At 71.1% G+C, this 15,825-nt stretch carries 15 protein-coding genes and 1 tRNA gene; 8 read left to right on the top strand and 8 right to left on the bottom strand.

Translation table 11 applies throughout. The features are described 5' to 3' along the window. Positions 1–82 precede the first annotated feature (82 nt). Positions 83–445 (bottom strand): cupin domain-containing protein, encoded by a 363-nt coding sequence (locus AB0A95_RS07785; protein ID WP_357554840.1) that lies wholly within the window; start codon positions 443–445, stop codon positions 83–85. Positions 446–628: 183 nt separating this feature from the next. On the opposite strand from AB0A95_RS07785, the gene AB0A95_RS07790 reads away from it, so the two are divergent. Further along, the gene (locus tag AB0A95_RS07790) at positions 629–1,531 is read left to right on the top strand and encodes a Gfo/Idh/MocA family oxidoreductase (protein WP_357554841.1); all 903 of its coding nucleotides are present in this window, start codon (positions 629–631) and stop codon (positions 1,529–1,531) included. Positions 1,532–1,680: 149 nt separating this feature from the next. After that, positions 1,681–2,937, top strand: a complete 1,257-nt coding sequence (locus AB0A95_RS07795) for an erythromycin esterase family protein (protein ID WP_357554842.1) — start codon at positions 1,681–1,683, stop codon at positions 2,935–2,937. Between the two features lie 106 nt (positions 2,938–3,043). Here AB0A95_RS07795 and AB0A95_RS07800 read toward each other — a convergent pair whose 3' ends face one another. The 3 genes from AB0A95_RS07800 to AB0A95_RS07810 all read right to left on the bottom strand — a co-directional run bounded on the left by AB0A95_RS07800 (position 3,044) and on the right by AB0A95_RS07810 (position 6,406). After that, the gene (locus AB0A95_RS07800; protein ID WP_357554843.1) at positions 3,044–5,284 is read right to left on the bottom strand and encodes an MMPL family transporter; all 2,241 of its coding nucleotides are present in this window, start codon (positions 5,282–5,284) and stop codon (positions 3,044–3,046) included. Next, the gene (locus AB0A95_RS07805) at positions 5,284–5,871 is read right to left on the bottom strand and encodes a TetR/AcrR family transcriptional regulator (protein ID WP_357554844.1); all 588 of its coding nucleotides are present in this window, start codon (positions 5,869–5,871) and stop codon (positions 5,284–5,286) included. The genes AB0A95_RS07800 and AB0A95_RS07805 overlap by 1 nt, the downstream gene beginning before the upstream one ends. Positions 5,872–5,971: 100 nt before the next feature. Further along, a complete protein-coding gene (locus AB0A95_RS07810; RefSeq protein ID WP_357554845.1) occupies positions 5,972–6,406 on the bottom strand; it encodes a helix-turn-helix domain-containing protein in 435 nt (144 codons plus the stop codon). 76 nt (positions 6,407–6,482) lie between these two features. Here AB0A95_RS07810 and AB0A95_RS07815 point away from each other — a divergent pair, with 76 nt between their 5' ends. The 5 genes from AB0A95_RS07815 to AB0A95_RS07835 all read left to right on the top strand — a co-directional run bounded on the left by AB0A95_RS07815 (position 6,483) and on the right by AB0A95_RS07835 (position 12,307). Continuing rightward, positions 6,483–7,967 (top strand): MFS transporter, encoded by a 1,485-nt coding sequence (locus tag AB0A95_RS07815; RefSeq protein WP_357554846.1) that lies wholly within the window; start codon positions 6,483–6,485, stop codon positions 7,965–7,967. Next, complete coding sequence (locus AB0A95_RS07820) at positions 7,939–8,958, top strand: ATP-dependent DNA ligase (protein WP_357554959.1); 1,020 nt, start codon at positions 7,939–7,941, stop codon at positions 8,956–8,958. Before AB0A95_RS07815 ends, AB0A95_RS07820 begins: the two co-directional genes overlap by 29 nt. A 71-nt stretch (positions 8,959–9,029) precedes the next feature. Next, positions 9,030–9,479, top strand: coding sequence for a helix-turn-helix transcriptional regulator (locus AB0A95_RS07825; protein ID WP_357554847.1), 450 nt, complete (start codon positions 9,030–9,032; stop codon positions 9,477–9,479). A 5-nt stretch (positions 9,480–9,484) separates the two neighbouring features. Further along, complete coding sequence (locus AB0A95_RS07830) at positions 9,485–9,895, top strand: VOC family protein (protein WP_357554848.1); 411 nt, start codon at positions 9,485–9,487, stop codon at positions 9,893–9,895. Positions 9,896–9,925: 30 nt separating this feature from the next. Next, entirely contained in the window at positions 9,926–12,307 is a 2,382-nt protein-coding gene (locus AB0A95_RS07835; protein WP_357554849.1) for an excinuclease ABC subunit UvrA, read from the top strand. A 36-nt stretch (positions 12,308–12,343) separates the two neighbouring features. Here AB0A95_RS07835 and AB0A95_RS07840 read toward each other — a convergent pair whose 3' ends face one another. Continuing rightward, complete coding sequence (locus tag AB0A95_RS07840; protein ID WP_357554850.1) at positions 12,344–12,769, bottom strand: VOC family protein; 426 nt, start codon at positions 12,767–12,769, stop codon at positions 12,344–12,346. 111 nt (positions 12,770–12,880) lie between these two features. Between AB0A95_RS07840 and AB0A95_RS07845 the strand changes: the two genes are divergently transcribed. Continuing rightward, positions 12,881–13,849, top strand: a complete 969-nt coding sequence (locus tag AB0A95_RS07845) for a WYL domain-containing protein (protein ID WP_357554851.1) — start codon at positions 12,881–12,883, stop codon at positions 13,847–13,849. Between the two features lie 92 nt (positions 13,850–13,941). Here AB0A95_RS07845 and AB0A95_RS07850 read toward each other — a convergent pair. The 3 genes from AB0A95_RS07850 to AB0A95_RS07860 all read right to left on the bottom strand — a co-directional run bounded on the left by AB0A95_RS07850 (position 13,942) and on the right by AB0A95_RS07860 (position 15,821). Further along, a tRNA-Arg gene (locus AB0A95_RS07850) sits at positions 13,942–14,013 on the bottom strand. 92 nt (positions 14,014–14,105) lie between these two features. Next, on the bottom strand, positions 14,106–14,798 hold the full coding sequence (locus tag AB0A95_RS07855) for a winged helix-turn-helix domain-containing protein (protein ID WP_357554852.1): 693 nt from the start codon (positions 14,796–14,798) through the stop codon (positions 14,106–14,108). 348 nt (positions 14,799–15,146) lie between these two features. Next, the gene (locus tag AB0A95_RS07860) at positions 15,147–15,821 is read right to left on the bottom strand and encodes a DUF305 domain-containing protein (protein WP_357554853.1); all 675 of its coding nucleotides are present in this window, start codon (positions 15,819–15,821) and stop codon (positions 15,147–15,149) included. Positions 15,822–15,825: the final 4 nt, after the last annotated feature.

Below are 15,825 nucleotides of genomic sequence, written 5' to 3' on the forward strand. Positions count from 1 at the left end.
GCCTACTAACCGTCGTAGTAAACGGCTGTACCCGCCTCGGGAGGCGTCCGACGAGGGGTGGTTCGGGTGACCGGCACGGGCCTCAGTCGCTCTCCGGCAACCAGTAGACGGAGACGGCAAGGAGCGGGTCCGGCCCGTCGTTGCGGATCTGGTGCGGCACCCTGCTGTCGAACGCCGCGACGTCGCCGGACCGCAGAACGCTCGTCCGCTCGCCGAAGGTCAGCGTTCCGGTGCCGGACACGATGATCCACACCTCGCGCGACCGATGGACATCGAGGTCGTTGGACGTGTTCGGGGCAACCGACCAGCGAGCAACCTCGAACGGCGCGGGCGCCGCCGACGGATACGGCAACAGCCCGCGGTGCACGGGCCCGCCCTCGACGAAGTCGTACCAGTGGGCAAAGTCGACGGGACCGCTTGTCGGTGCTGAATTCGTGCTCGGCATGCCATCGACACTGCCGCGCCGAACCCGGCCCGTCTGGCGGCAATCGGACGTGGCGTTGCCCTGAGCGGGTCCGTGTCGGGCAGCGTCGACTGGTCGAACCCGCCGCCGTCGTGGCTGGTAGGGCGACTAGCGTGGAGCACGGCCGTGGCGTTGTCACGGGGTGGGGAAACAGCGGAGGTACACGTGCTGCGGTTCGGTTTGTTCGGCACCGGTCACTGGGCGATCGAGACGCACGGGAAGGCGTTGCACGCACATCCGGACGCGGAACTGGTCGGGGTGTGGGGGCGTAACCCGGAGCGGGCCTCCGCGCTGGCCGAGCGGTACGGGGTGCCCGCCTACGCCGACGTCGACGCGCTGATCGAGCAGTGCGAGGCAGTGGCCGTCGCGCTACCGCCGGACATCCAGGCCGACATCGCGACCCGGGCGGCCACTGCCGGGCGGCACCTGCTGCTGGACAAGCCGCTGGCGCTCAGCGTGGCCGACGCCGACCGCGTCGTGGCCGCCGCCGAGGAGTCCGGCGTCGCCTCGGTGGTCTTCTTCACCCAGCGGTTCCAGCCGAACGTGACGGCCTTCCTCGCCGCCACCGCCGCCGCCGGGGGCTGGCAGCACTGTCGCACCACCGCGTTCGCCTCGATCTTCCAGGACGGCAGCCCGTACGGCGGATCGTTGTGGCGCCGGGAGCACGGCGCTCTCTGGGACATCGCCCCGCACGCGCTCTCCATCCTCCTTCCGGTGCTGGGTCGGGTGACCAAGGTCGCGGCCATGGACGGACCGAGCGGGATGGTGCACCTGCTGCTCACCCACGAGGGAGGAGCCACGAGCAGCGCCTCGCTCTCCCTGGACGCCCCGACCGAGTCGATGGCCCGGGAGTTCGTCTTCTACGGCGAGAACGGCATCGAGACCGTGCCGTTCGGCGAGAACGACGCCGCGACCGCGTTCGGCGTCGCCATCGACCAGCTCATCGAGCAGGTGCGAGCCGGCACCCGCGACCACCGCTGCGACGTCCGCTTCGGCCGTGAGGTCGTCGGCATCCTGGCCGCCGCCGAAACCGCCCGCACCGAATCCCGCACAGTCCTGCTCCCCTGACACCCCCCAGCTCAGCCCACCGGCCCCGGTGATCATGGAGTTAGCGGCGCGACACGCCGTGCCGGATGGCAATAACCTCATGATCACCGGGGGCGGGGCGGGGCGGGTGGCTCGCGGTTTGTCTCGGCGGGGGTCGGGTAGCCGCTGGCATGCTGGTTCAGCGGCTCGGCGCGCCGAGCGATTTCGACCCGTTGCTGGAGCGCGTTCGGGACGCCCGGGTGGTGATGATCGGTGAGTCCACCCACGGCAGTTACGACTACTACCGGCTGCGTGAGCAGCTCACCCGTCGGTTGGTCGCGGAGTGCGGCTTCTCCTTCGTCGCGGTGGAGGGCGACTGGCCGGACTGTGACCGGGTGCACCGTTCGGTGACCGCCGCGCCGGACGGCGCGCTCCAACCGCAGCTTGCGCTGGACCAGTTCCAGCGGTGGCCGACCTGGATGTGGGCCAACGCCGAGGTGGCAAGGTTCGCCAGTTGGTTGCGGGCCTGGAACCTGGAGCGGCCGCAGGAGCAACGTGCCGGGTTCCACGGGCTCGACGTGTACAGCCTCTGGGAGTCGATGCAGGCGATCTTCGACTACCTGGGGGAGGAGGACCCGACGTCGCTGGAGGCGGCGCAGGACGCGTACCGGTGTTTCGAGCCGTACGGCAAGAGGGTCGAGGAGTACGGCGCGGCCAGCCGGTTCGTTTCCGCCCGTTGTGAGGAGGAGGTCGTCCGGCTGCTCGCCCGGACCCGCGAACATGCCCTCTCCGACGGCCCGGACCGCTTCTCGGCCTGGCAGAACGCGGAGGTGGTGGCCGGTGCGGAGCGGTACTACCGGGCGATGGTGGCCGGCGGGCCGGACTCGTGGAACATCCGCGACACCCACATGCAGGACACCCTGGACCGGCTGCTGGACCGCTACGGCCCGGAGGCCCGGGGCATCGTCTGGGCGCACAACACGCACGTCGGGGACGCGCGGGCCACCGACATGGCAGCGGACGGGATGGTCAACATTGGTCAGTTGGCCCGGGAACGACACGGCGACGACGCGGTGGCGCTTGTCGGCTTCGGCAGCTACCGGGGCACGGTGATCGCCGCACCCCGGTGGGGTTCGCCGCCCGAGCCGATGGTGGTGCCGCCGGCCCGGGAGGGGTCGATCGAGCGGCGGCTGCACGAGCTGATGCCGGACCGGGCAGTGCTGATCTTCGGCGGTGACGACCAGCCCGGCTGGGTGACCGACACCGCGGACCATCGGGCGATCGGTGTCGTCTACGACCCGTCCTTCGAGTCCTGGGGCAACTACGTGCCCACCCGGCTCGGTGACCGCTATGACGCGTTCATCTGGTGCGACGAGACGACCGCTCTGCACCCGCTGCCGGTCCCGGCCGCCCCCGGCGAGATGGAGACCTACCCGGCCGGCGTCTGACGGCCGCGGCCCGATCGTGTCGATCATGGAGTTGTGGTGCCGGATGAATGCCTCTGATCGGGGCACTGCGGGCACCACAACTCCATGATCAACCGGGTGCGGTGGGTTAGACCCGGGCTGGGGTGCGGTCCTCCAGGTGGGTGCGGAGGCCTTCGCCTTCGATGTCGACGTTCGGTAGGGCGCGGTTGAGCCAGCTCGGCAGCCACCAGGCGCGGTCACCCAGGAGTGACATCACCGCCGGGACGATCGTCATCCGGACCACGAACGCGTCGATGGCGACGCCGACCGCGAGCGCGAAGCCCATCGACTTGATCACCGGGTCGTCCAGGAAGACGAAGCCCCCGAAGACCGACATCATGATCAGCGCGGCGGCGGTGACCACCCGGGCGCCGTGCCCCATGCCGCTGATGGTGGCCTGCCGGGCGGACTTGCCGTGCACGAAGTCCTCCCGCATCCGCGACACCAGGAAGACCTCGTAGTCCATGGCGAGCCCGAACAGGATGCCGATCAGCAGGATCGGCAGGAAGCTGATCAGCGGGCCCGGCGTGTCCAGGCCGACCAGGTCGGCGAGGTGCCCCTGCTGGAAGACCGCCACGGTGATGCCGAACGTGGCGGCTACGGTGAGCAGGAAGCCCAACGCGGCCTTGACCGGCACCAGCAGCGAGCGGAACACCAACATCAGCAGCAGCACCGAGAGCCCGACCACCAACAGCAGGTAGACCGGTAGGGCGTCGGAGAGCTTCTCGGAGACGTCGATGCCGATCGCTGTGGCACCGGTGAGCAGCACGTCCGCGCCGCGGATCCCGCCCACCGCGCCGCGGATGTCGTGCACAAGGGTTTCGGTGGCCTCGTCGGTCGGGCCGGTCTTGGGCACCACGCCGAGCAGCGCGGTCCGACCGTCCGGGCTGAGCTGGGCCGGTGCCACCGCGAGGACGTTCTTGGTGCGCTGGAGCAGCGCGGTGACCTGCGGCACGGCGGTCGCGGTGGCCTGTGGCGTGTCACCGGCGACCACCACCGCGAGCCGGCCGGTGAAGCCCGCTCCGAAACCCTCGACGGTCAGGTCGTTGGCCACCCGGGCGGGTGAGCCGACGGCGGCCGTCGCGGCCCCCGGCAGGGCCAGCCGCATGTCCGGCGTGGGCAGCGCGAGCAGGCCCAGGCCGAGCAGACCGACCAGGATGACGGGTACGCGGAAGCGGGTGACGAACCGTGCCCAGCGGAACCCGAACCGGGACTCGTCCTCGGCGGCCGATCGGTCGACGTCGCCGAAGTGGTCGGCGACAGCGCTGGTGTCGGTGGTGGTGCCAGCCCTGGTGTCGGTGTCGTCGGCGGCGACCGCGCGCAGTCGGCGGGGGAGCACCCGGCGACCGGCGAAGCCGAGCAGTGCCGGCTGGAGGGTGATCGCGACGAGCACCGCGACGGTGACCGTGCCGGCGGCGGCGAGACCCATCACGGTGAGGAACGGAATGTTCACCACGGCCAGTCCGGCCAACGCGATGACCACTGTCGCGCCCGCGAAGACCACAGCGGACCCGGCGGTGCCGACCGCTCGGCCGACCGCCTCCTCCGGGGACAGCCCGTCGAGCAGGTTCTGCCGGTGCCGGGAGGTGATGAACAACGAGTAGTCGATGCCGACGGCGAGGCCGAGCATCAGCGCCAGGATCGGCGCGGTGCTCGTCAACTCGATGACGCCGCTGAGCGCGAACAGGCCGGCCATGCCGACGCCCACGCCGATCAGCGCGTTGAGCATCGTCATTCCGGCGGCGACAAGTGAACCGAACGTGATGACCAGGACGATCGCTGCGACAAGTACGCCGAGGGCCTCGGTGGAGCCGATCTCCGGCTCACCACCCAGCACCTCGCCGCCGGGGGCCACCTGCCAACCCTTCGCCTCGGCGGCGGCGCCGACCTTCTCGTACGCGGTGCGCTGCTCGTCGCTCACCTCGTCGCCGCCGGTGGCGAACTGGACCTGGACCAGCGCGTACCGGCCGTTGGGCGAGACCGCGCCGACCTGGAGCGGGTTGACCGCGCCGACCACGCCGGGCAGGGCCGAGGCCTCCTGGACCAGCTCCTGCACCACGGCCTGGCCCTCGGGGGTGGCCAGTTGCCCGTCGGCCGGCGCCTTGACCGTGATGGTGCCGGTGGCGCCGCTGGCCGCGGGGAACTGCTCGGCGAGCAGGTCGAGCGCCCGCTGGCTCTCGGTGCCGGGCATTGTGAAGTTGCTCGCCGTCGGGCCGCGCAGGGTCGCCGCGGCCAGGCCGGCGATGACGAGTACGACGAGCCAGAGCGCGACGACGAGTCGACGCCGGCGTAACGCGCCCCGGCCGAGCCGGTAGAGCAGGGTGGCCATCAGGAGTCCTTGTCCTCGGTCGTGGGTGCTGGGAACAGGGGTGGCTCGACGGGCTCGACGGCCCGCCGGACGAGGGTGATCAGGGCGGGGCGTAGCTCGTCGTCGGGCATGTCGACGAATTCGGCGCACGCCTCGGAGATGCCGGCGAGCAGCACCAGCGCGGCGATGCGGGCACCCGGGCGGTCGGAGTGCCCGGCCAGCGCGTCGCGCAGCCGATCCGAGATCTGCTGGATGTGTGCGAAGGCCGGCTGGCACAGCAGCTCGGGGAACTCGCCGCGCAGCACCGCGATCTCCCGCCGGAACCGGACCGCGAGGTCGACGAAGCCGATCGCGGCGACCTCCTGGGCGGGTGCCCCGGTCAGGCCGGTGAGCTGGTCGTCGAGGTCTCGCAGCACACCCATCGCGGGAGCCATCAGCTCGGCGAGCAGGGCTTCCTTGTTCGCGAAGTGGTAGAGCACAGTGGCCTTGGAGCAGCCGACCTCGCCGGCGATGTCCTGGAGCGAGGTGCCTCGGTAGCCGGTGACCGCGAACCGTCGCGCCGCCGCGGCGAGAATCTCGCCGTGCGTTTCGGACACCGCTCTGACCATCGTTGGTCCACCTCCGTGAACCAGCATGCCTGACCGATCGGTCAGATCCTGACCGATCGGTCAGAGTACTGCGGTGGCGTTTCCCACATGCGGCGCTGGTTTACTCGGCGTGCTCGGCGTCGTACCTGGTCCGCGCCTCGGCGATGGCCCGACGGTGCCGCTCGGCCCAGGCCGTCAGGGCGACAAGTGACTCGTACAGTTCCAGGGCCATGGGGGTGGCGGTGTATTCGACCTTCGGCGGAACGGTCGGGTAGACCCGGCGGTGCAGCAGGCCGTCCCGTTCCAGGTTGCGCAGCGTCAGGGTGAGCATCCGGCGGCTGATCCCCTCGATGTGCCGCTCCAACTCGGTGAAGCGCACCGGCCCGGGTGAGGCGGCCACCAGAACGCCGATGCTCCACTTGCCGCCGACCCGGTCGAGCACTTGGCGGACGGTGCACGCCCGAGCCTGGCCCGGGGTGAACGGCACGTCCTCGGCCGCGCAGGTCACCTCGGCGTCGACCAGCGCGGACACATCGCTGTTCCGCTGGGACATCACAGTGCCTCCTTCCGCTCCGGTTCATGGTCACAGACGATGACCTCGGTAACAAACCGTGCACCAAGGAGGGGGTTCCATGGACCGCGTCGTCGCGTCCCGCTGGCCGGCACTGCTCGTGCTCTGCGCCGGCAGCCTGATGATCATCCTGGACGGCACAGTCGTGGCGGTGGCGCTGCCCGCCGTACAGCGCGACCTGGGCTTCACCGCAGCCGGCCTGGCGTGGGTGGTCAACGCCTACCTTGTCGCGTTCGGCGGGCTGCTGCTGCTCGCCGGCCGGCTCGGCGACCTGCTCGGCCGGCGGGGGGTCTTCCTGGCCGGCGTCGCGCTGTTCACGCTGGCCTCGCTGGCCTGCGCGGTCGCCACCGGGCCGGCCCTGCTGGTGGCCGCCCGGTTCGGCCAGGGCGTCGGCGGGGCGCTGGCCATGGCGGTCAGCCTCGGCATGATCGTCCGGCTCTATCCCGAGCCGGCCGAGCGCGCCCGCGCGATCGCCGTCTTCAGCTTCACCGGAGCGGCGGGCGCGTCGGTCGGCACCGTCGCCGGTGGGGTGCTCACCGACGCGGCCGGGTGGCGGGCGATCTTCCTGGTCAACCTGCCGATCGGTGCGGCCATCCTGCTCACGGCCGTCCGCCGGCTCCCCGCCGAACGGGGTATCGGCCTGCGGGCCGGCCTGGACCTGCCCGGCGCGCTGCTCGTCACCGCCGGTCTGATGGCCGCCGTGCTGGGCATCGTGGGGACCGGCGAGCACGGCTGGACCAGCCCGCGCACCCTCGGCGCGGTGGCCCTCGCGGTGCTGCTGCTCGGCGGGTTCGTGCTCCGCCAACGGGTGGCGGCGACCCCGCTGTTGCCGGGTCGGGTGCTGCGCGTCCCGGGTCTGGTGGCGGCGAACGCCGTGCAGTTCCTCATGGTGTCCGCGTACTTCGGTTTCCAGTTCCTGCTCGCCGTCGAGCTGCAACTGGTGCTCGGGCTGGACGCGGCCACGACCGGCTGGGCCTTCCTGCCCACCCCGGTGGTGATCGCTGTGGTGTCACTCGGCCTGGCCGGTCGGCTGATCGCCCGCTGGGGCGCCCGGAGCGTGCTGCTGACCGGGCTCGGCCTGGCCACCGTCGGCTTCCTGCTGCTCGCCCGGCTGCCCGCCGACGGCGCGTACCTCGCCGACGTACTCCCGGCGATGGTGGTCTTCGGGATGGCCGGCGGTCTGACCCTGCCGGCGGTCACCACCCTGGCCATGGCCGGCGCGACGGACACGGACGCCGGGCTCGCCTCCGGCCTGGCCAACACCACGCAGCAGGTCGGTGGGGCGGTCGGCCTGGCCGCGCTGGCCACCCTGGCCGCCGCCCGCAGCGACAGCCTGCGGGCCGCCGGCTGGGGCGAGACGGCCGCGTTGTCCGGCGGATACCGGACGGCGTTCCTCGTGGCCGCCGCCGTGGTGGCCGCCGCCTTGCTGCTGGCGGTGACGACACTGCCCCGACGCCCAGCCCCGCTCGGACCGGACGCCGACCCGGCGGAGCCGGCGACGCTGGGCGCCGGAATCGATCCGGACCCGAGCGTCGCGTCCCGTTGACCGACGGCACCGGGGCCGCGAAGGTGGTCGGGTGAGCGAGGCTGACGAGACCCGGGACGGCGTGGCCCTGACCAACCTGGACCAGCCGCTGTCCGACCGCGACGACGCGACCAAGCGCGACCTGGTCGACTACCTCGACGCGGTCAGTGGGCGGATCCTCCCGCAGGTGCGGGGCCGCCCACTGTCGGTGATCCGGGTCCGCCCCGGCCAGCCGCCCTTCATGCAGAAGAACCTGCCCCGCTACACCCCGGACTGGGTCCGCCGGGTGCCGGTCTGGGCGGAGGCGTCGCACCGGGAGATCTCGTACGCCCTCTGCGACGACCGGCGCACCCTGCTCTGGTTCGCCAATCAGCGCGCTGTGGAGTACCACCCGACACTTGCCACCGCGGCGGATCCGCAGCGCCCGACGCACCTGGTGCTCGACCTGGACCCGCCGGAGGGCGACGGCTTCCGGGCGGCCGTCGCCGCGGCCCTGCTGGTCCGCCAGGCACTCGCCGACGTCGGCCTGGCAGGTGCGGTCAAGACCAGCGGGGCCAAGGGCGTGCACGTGTTCGTCCCGGTGGCCGACGAACCCACTGCGGAGGAGTTGGCCGCAGCCACCCGGGCGCTGGCCGTCCGCGCCGAGCGGCTCGACCCGGCGTTGGCCACCACCGCGTACATCAAGGAGGACCGGGGTGGCCGGGTCTTCGTGGACGCCACCCGCGCGGGCGGGGCGACGGTGGTGGCCACGTACAGCCCGCGGCTGCGCCCCGGGATGCCGGTGTCCTTCCCGGTCGACTGGGCCGACCTGACCGAGGTGGCCCCGGCCGACTTCACCATCCGGACCGCGCCGGCGCTGCTCGGCGACGGCGACCCGTGGGCCGCACTGCTGCCGCCGCCGCAGCCCCTCCCGGCCGACCTGGTCGCCGAGGGCCGGACCATCCCGGTGGCCCGGGTGCAGGCCATGCACGAGGGCAAGCGCCGGGCCCGCGCCCGCCGCGAGGCCGGCTGACCGGGTTCGTCGGCCTCCGGCCGCGCCCGGCGAGCGGCCGATTGTCGGTGGCTTGTGGCACGATTTCCCAGGTGAGCAGCAAACCCGACGCGACACAGCGACTGAGCGACCTCGCGCGGCTGCGCCGGGTCCGCGACCGGATCGACAGGGAGTACGCGTCTCCGCTCGACGTCGAGGCGCTCGCCCGGGGCGCGCACATGTCGGCCGGGCACCTCAGCCGCGAGTTCCGGCTCGCGTACGGCGAATCTCCGTACAGCTACCTGATGACGCGGCGGATCGAGCGCGCGATGGCGTTGTTGCGTCGCGGCGACCTCAGCGTCACCGATGTCTGTTTCGCGGTCGGCTGCTCGTCGTTGGGCACCTTCAGCACCCGCTTCACCGAGCTGGTCGGCGTGCCGCCGAGCGTCTACCGGCGGCAGGCGGGGCGGGCGACGGCGGGGATGCCGTCCTGCGTGGCGAAACAGGTGACCAGACCGATCAGGAATCGAGAAGCGCAGGTCACGGAGCCACAACTAGCGTGACGGCCATGGACATCACCATTCACTCGAGCTTCCTCCCGCACCTCGATCCTGATGCCTCGCTGGCCTTCTACCGCGACGTCCTCGGTTTCGAGGTCCGCCTCGACGTCGGCTACGGGGGGATGCGCTGGATCACCGTCGGGCCGGCCGGGCAGCCCAGCACGGCCATCGTCCTGCACCCGCCGGCCGCCAGCCCCGGCATCACCGACGACGAGCGCCAGACCATCCTGGAACTGGTGGCCAAGGGCAGCTACTTCGGCGTCAACCTGGCCACCGCCGACCTCGACGCCACCTTCGCCAAGCTGGAGGCCAGTGACGCCGAGGTCGTCCAGGAGCCAACCGAGCAGCCGTACGGCGTGCGCGACTGCGCCTTCCGCGATCCCGCCGGCAATCTGATCCGCATCCAGGAAGTGCGCTGACCCGTCCAACCCCGGCCAGATGGAGACCTGATGAGCACGGCCACCCCGCCGTCCACGCCGCACGTCGCGGACAGCCACGATCTGATCCGTGTGCAGGGCGCGCGCGTCAACAACCTCAGGGACGTCAGCGTCGAGATCCCGAAGCGGCGGCTGACCGTGTTCACTGGTGTCTCCGGCTCCGGCAAGAGCTCGTTGGTGTTCGGCACCATCGCCGCCGAGTCGCAGCGCATGATCAACGAGACCTACAGCGCGTTCCTACAGGGCTTCATGCCGACGCTGGCCCGGCCCGAGGTCGACCTACTGGACGGCCTGACCACGGCGATCATCGTGGACCAGGAGCGGATGGGCGCCAACTCCCGGTCCACTGTCGGCACCGCCACCGACGCCAACGCGATGCTGCGCATCCTGTTCAGCCGGCTCGGTCAGCCGCACATCGGCTCGCCCAACGCGTACTCCTTCAACGTCCCCTCGGTGAAGGCCACCGGTGCCATCACCGTCGAGCGTGGCGTTGGCAGGACGAAGACCGAGAAGGCGACATTCACCCGGCTCGGCGGGATGTGCCCACGCTGCGAGGGCATGGGTTCGATCAACGACATCGACCTGTCGGCCCTGTACGACGACAGTCTCTCGCTCAACGAGGGCGCGATCACGATCCCGGGCTACAGCATGGAGGGCTGGTATGGCCGGATCTTCCGTGGCTGCGGCTACTTCGACCCGGACAAGCCGATTGGCAGGTACACCAAGCGGGAGCAGCACGACCTGCTCCACCGGGAGCCCACCAAGATCAAAATCGATGGAATCAACCTGACGTACACGGGCCTGATCCCGTCCATCCAGAAGTCCTTCCTCGCCAAGGACATCGACGCGTTGCAGCCGCACATCCGCGCCTTCGTGGAACGGGCCGTGACCTTCACGACCTGCCCCGACTGCGACGGCACCCGGCTCAGCCAGGAGGCCCGGTCGTCGAAGATCCAGGGAAAGAACATCGCCGACGCCTGCGCCATGCAGATCAGCGATCTCGCCGCCTGGGTCCGGGGGATCAGGGAGCCGTCGGTGACTCCGCTGCTGGCGGGGCTGCAACACCTCCTCGACTCGTTCGAGAAGATCGGGTTGGGTTACCTCTCGCTCGACCGGCCGTCGGGCACCCTGTCGGGCGGTGAGGCCCAGCGCACCAAGATGATCCGCCACCTCGGCTCGTCGCTCACCGACGTCACCTACGTCTTCGACGAGCCCACGATCGGGCTGCATCCGCACGACATCCAGCGGATGAACGAGCTGCTGCTCCAACTGCGCGACAAGGGCAACACCGTGCTGGTCGTGGAGCACAAGCCGGAGGCCATCGCCATCGCCGACCACGTCGTCGACCTCGGTCCCGGAGCCGGCACGGACGGCGGGACGATCTGCTACGCGGGCACCCTGGAGGGCCTACGCGCCAGCGGCACCATCACCGGCCGCCACCTCGACGACCGGGCGGCCCTCAAGGAGACGGTGCGTACGCCCACCGGCAGGCTGGAGATCCGTGGCGCCACGGCCAACAACCTCCAAAACGTCGACGTCGACGTCCCGCTCGGGGTGCTCGTCGTCGTGACAGGTGTCGCCGGCTCCGGCAAGAGTTCGCTCGTGCACTCCTCGATCCCCGCCGGTGCCGGTGTGGTGTCGATCGACCAGGGCGCGATCCGTGGCTCACGGCGGAGCAACCCGGCCACGTACACCGGGTTGCTCGACCCGATCCGCAAGGCGTTCGCGAAGGCCAACGGTGTGAAGCCGGCGCTGTTCAGCGCCAACTCCGAGGGCGCGTGCCCGAGCTGCAACGGCGCCGGTGTCATCTACACCGACCTGGGAATGATGGCCGGCGTCGCCGCACCCTGCGAGGACTGCGAGGGCAAGCGGTTCCAGGCGTCGGTGCTGGAATACCGCCTCGGCGGTCGCGACATCAGCGAGGTGCTCGCGATGTCGGTGACCGAGGCCGAGAAGTTCTTCGGCGCCGGCGAGGCACGTACGCCGGCCGCGCACGCCATCCTCGACCGGCTCGCCGACGTCGGGCTCGGCTACCTCAGCCTGGGCCAACCGCTCACGACCCTCTCCGGCGGCGAGCGGCAGCGACTCAAGCTGGCCACCCACATGGCCGAGAAGGGCGGCGTCTACGTCCTCGACGAACCGACCACCGGCCTGCACCTGGCCGACGTCGCGCAACTGCTCGGCCTGCTGGACCGTCTCGTCGACGCCGGCAAGTCGGTGATCGTCATCGAGCACCACCAGGCGGTCATGGCGCACGCCGACTGGCTCATCGACCTCGGTCCCGGTGCCGGCCACGACGGTGGTCGGGTCGTCTTCGAGGGCACCCCGACCGACCTCGTCGCCGGTCGCTCCACCCTCACCGGCGAGCACCTGGCGGCGTACGTCGGCAGCTGACCAACAGGCCCGCCGCCGGTTGCGCTCGCCCTCCGCTCAGCAGGGGTCGTACCCGGCGGCGACGTCGAGCACCCAGGTGATGCCGAACGGGTCGGTGAGCATGCCGTAGAGGGGCGCCCAGCCGGCGGGCGCCAGATCGACAACGACCGTCGACCCGACGCTCAGCCTCTTCCAGTAACCGGTGATCTCGTCGACGTCCGCACCCCGCACCGAGACGAAGAACGGGCTCTCGCCCGGGCTCCACGGCCGCGCGGACGGCACGTCGTACGCCATGATCTGGAAGCCCTCGGCGGACCGGACCTGACCCCACATGATCTGGTCGGCCTCGTCCGGGTGCCGCACGTTCTGGGCCTCGGCGTAGGTCACCGCGACGAGGTCACCGCCGAACACCGACCGGTAGAACTCGAGAGCGGCACGCGCGTTGCCCCGCAGGTTGACGTGCGCGACGGTGTCGATGCTCATGGTTGCCCCTCCTGGTACGTGTCCTCACCCGTGGCTGCTGCCCGGGGACGAGGGAACGATGACAGCGGTAGCGGTCAGGTTGTGGCCGCTACCTACGGGAAGATCGGAGGCATGCCCAAGACTTCGGCGCGACTGCTGGCGTTGCTCTCCCTGCTCCAGGCACGCCGCGACTGGCCGGGCGGCCTGCTCGCCGAAAGGCTGGACGTCAGCCCGCGCACCGTGCGGCGCGATGTCGACAGGTTGCGCGAGCTTGGCTACCCGGTCCGGGCCGTCAAGGGCCCGGACGGTGGGTACCGGCTGGACGCCGGCGCCCACCTGCCACCGCTGCTGTTCGACGACCAACAGGCCGTCGCCATCGCCGTCGCGCTGCAACTGGCCCCTTTCTCCGGGGCGGGCATCCAGGAGGGCGCCGCGCGAGCGCTGCACACCATGCGGCAGCTCATGCCCAGTCGGCTGCGGCACCGCATCGACACCCTGCGGGTCACCGCCGTCGAACAACCCACCACCCGCCCGGACCTCCCTGTCGACAGCAGCGTGCTGACGGCCATCGGGACGGCCGTGCACGCCCACGATGTCCTGCGCTTCGACTACGCCTCGGCGACGACCGGCAGCCCCGCGCCACCCCGCCGCGTGGAGCCCCACCACCTCGTCACCTGGAAGGGACGCTGGTACCTCGTCGGCTGGGACCTCGACCGTGGCGACTGGCGAACGTTCCGGGTCGACCGCATCAGCCCGCGTACCCCGACCGGACCGCGCTTCGCCCCCCGACGGCTCCCCGCGACAGACGTGGCCACCTTCGTGGCCGCCCGATTCCGAGGGTCCACCGACGCGTCGGCGTGGCCCTGCCTCGGTGAGGTCATCCTCGACCTTCCCGCCGCCGTGGCCGCCACGTACACGCACGACGGGCTCGTCGAAGAACTCGGCCCCGACCGGTGCCGACTCGTGCAGGGCTCCTGGTCCTGGACCGGCCTCGCCGCCGCCCTCGGTAGGTTCGACGCCGATATCGAGGTTGTCGGGCCCGCGGAGCTGAGGGCCGCCTTCGCGGGTCTCGCCCGCCGCTTCGCCGCCGCGGCAGGATGACCCCGTTGCGGCGGCTACGGCCAGCGGGAATGCGAAAACCGGGCGCGGGGAGCCACCATGCTCCTGCGCCCGGCCTGATTTCTTAGCAAGTGTGCCCCCGGCAGGATTCGAACCTGCGCCCCCGCCTCCGGAGGGCGGTGCTCTATCCCCTGAGCTACGGGGGCTCAGCGACTGGAGAAGACTAGCAAACCTCCCCTGCGTACGCCGAATCGGTATGGGTGAGCCGATCGTGTCGGCGACCGGCTCACCCCTGCGCTCAGGCCGCGACCGCCCGCCCACAACTGGGCAGCGGGTGCAGGACGATTCGCCGCGGCAGCCGACGTGGCCACTCGTTGCGCGGCCAGGAACCGTCCACGATCAGATGCACGGTGCGCTGCTCCGCACCGCTGAGCCGCAGCACGAAGTCGCGGGGGAGCGGCGGGTCCACAGTCGGCGTGGTGATCATGAAGCGCACCCGGCCGCGGGACGAGACCGCGGAGATCACGTCGGCTGCCGGCATGGTGCCGCGCAGCCGCACCCGACCGATCCAGTAGACCTCCGCGAGGTGCTCCTGGGCGGCCCGGGTGATCGCCGGGTACTCGCTGCGCACCCAGCGCTCGACCGCGCTGACGCAGAGCCCGCAGGCGCGCTCGCGCGGCTCGCGCGGACCCAACCCCCAGGCCCGCAGGTACGCCCCGACCGCGCCCGCGTCCAACGGCAGATCGAATCGGCGCGTGATGAGCGTGGTGAGGCTCTGCCGTGTCCACAGCTCCTCGTCCAGGCCGAACTCGTCGGGATGGACGCCCCGCAGTATGTCGATCAGTTCGAGTTCCTGTTCGCGGCTGAGCATTCCCGGCTCGCCCTGCCGCTGTCCGCGACGGACGGCTGCCACCGCCCCGTCACCACCGATGGTGTGGCGTCGGCACCAGCTGGTGACCGAACGCCGTGCGTCTCTGAGTGCAACCCCCACGCCTTGGGCAACGAGCACGAATCACAACTGGTCACGATATGTGCGGAGAAAACTCTCTAAGCAACGTAATCGCCTGTCCCGGTCAAATCCCCCACACAGGAGACAAGCCGACATTCAAGCCACAATCCCCCCATGCGCGCCTCTTGATCAACTCGGGTTCCTGAAAGTCGGGGCGTCCCGCCCGCCCGGACAGCCCGGTTTCCGTGAAACCGAGTCGATCATCCGCCGGCCGCGTGGGCGTCGGGCGTTGAGGCGGGAACTGGGGCAAGCCCGCCCGACAGGGGCGGGCCCGCGCCCGTGCCGATGAGCGGCGGTGGCGCGGGCCCGGGTACGGCCGTCTCGGTGGGGCTAGCCCTTGGCCGCCTGTGCCTGGAGCTGCCGGAGGTTGTTCAGCTCGGTCTGCTGGGTGGCCTTCATGGTCTTGGCCACCCGCACCACCTCGTCGTTGTCGGTCTCGTCGAGCGCCGCGTCGATCATGTGGATGCCGCCGAGGTGGTGGTCGTACATCAGGGTCAGGAACTGCCTGTCGACCTCGATGCCCCGCGCGTCGCGCAGGGCGGTCATCTGCTGCGGTGTGGCCATCCCCGGCATCAGCCCGTCCTTGCTGAGGCGGGCCCCGTCGGACATCCACGACATCGCCGGCCGCGACCCGGTCGGGCTCAGACCCCATTCGCGCAGCCAGGTCTGCATGGCGCCGATCTCGCCCTGCTGGCCGGTGGCGATGTCGACGGCGATCTGCCGCACCTCGGGAAGGGTCGCCGACCGGTACGCGATCAGGCTCATCTCCACCGCCTGCGCGTGGTGGGTCGTCATGTCCCGGGCGAAGCCCGCCTCGACCGACGCGTCACCCGGCCGGGTGAGTCGCGGGGTGAGCAGGCCACCGGCGTACCCGAGGAGGAGCCCCACCACCACCATGACGGCGAGCGCCAGCACGCCATAGCGCGACGCCGGGGCCCGGCCGTCCTCGTCCGGGACGGCCGGGGTGTCGTCGTACTCGCTGTCGGTGGTGGCGGGGGCGGTCATCGGC

The sequence above is a fragment of the Micromonospora sp. NPDC049230 genome (genome assembly GCF_040647875.1).
In the GTDB taxonomy this organism is placed as follows: domain Bacteria; phylum Actinomycetota; class Actinomycetes; order Mycobacteriales; family Micromonosporaceae; genus Micromonospora.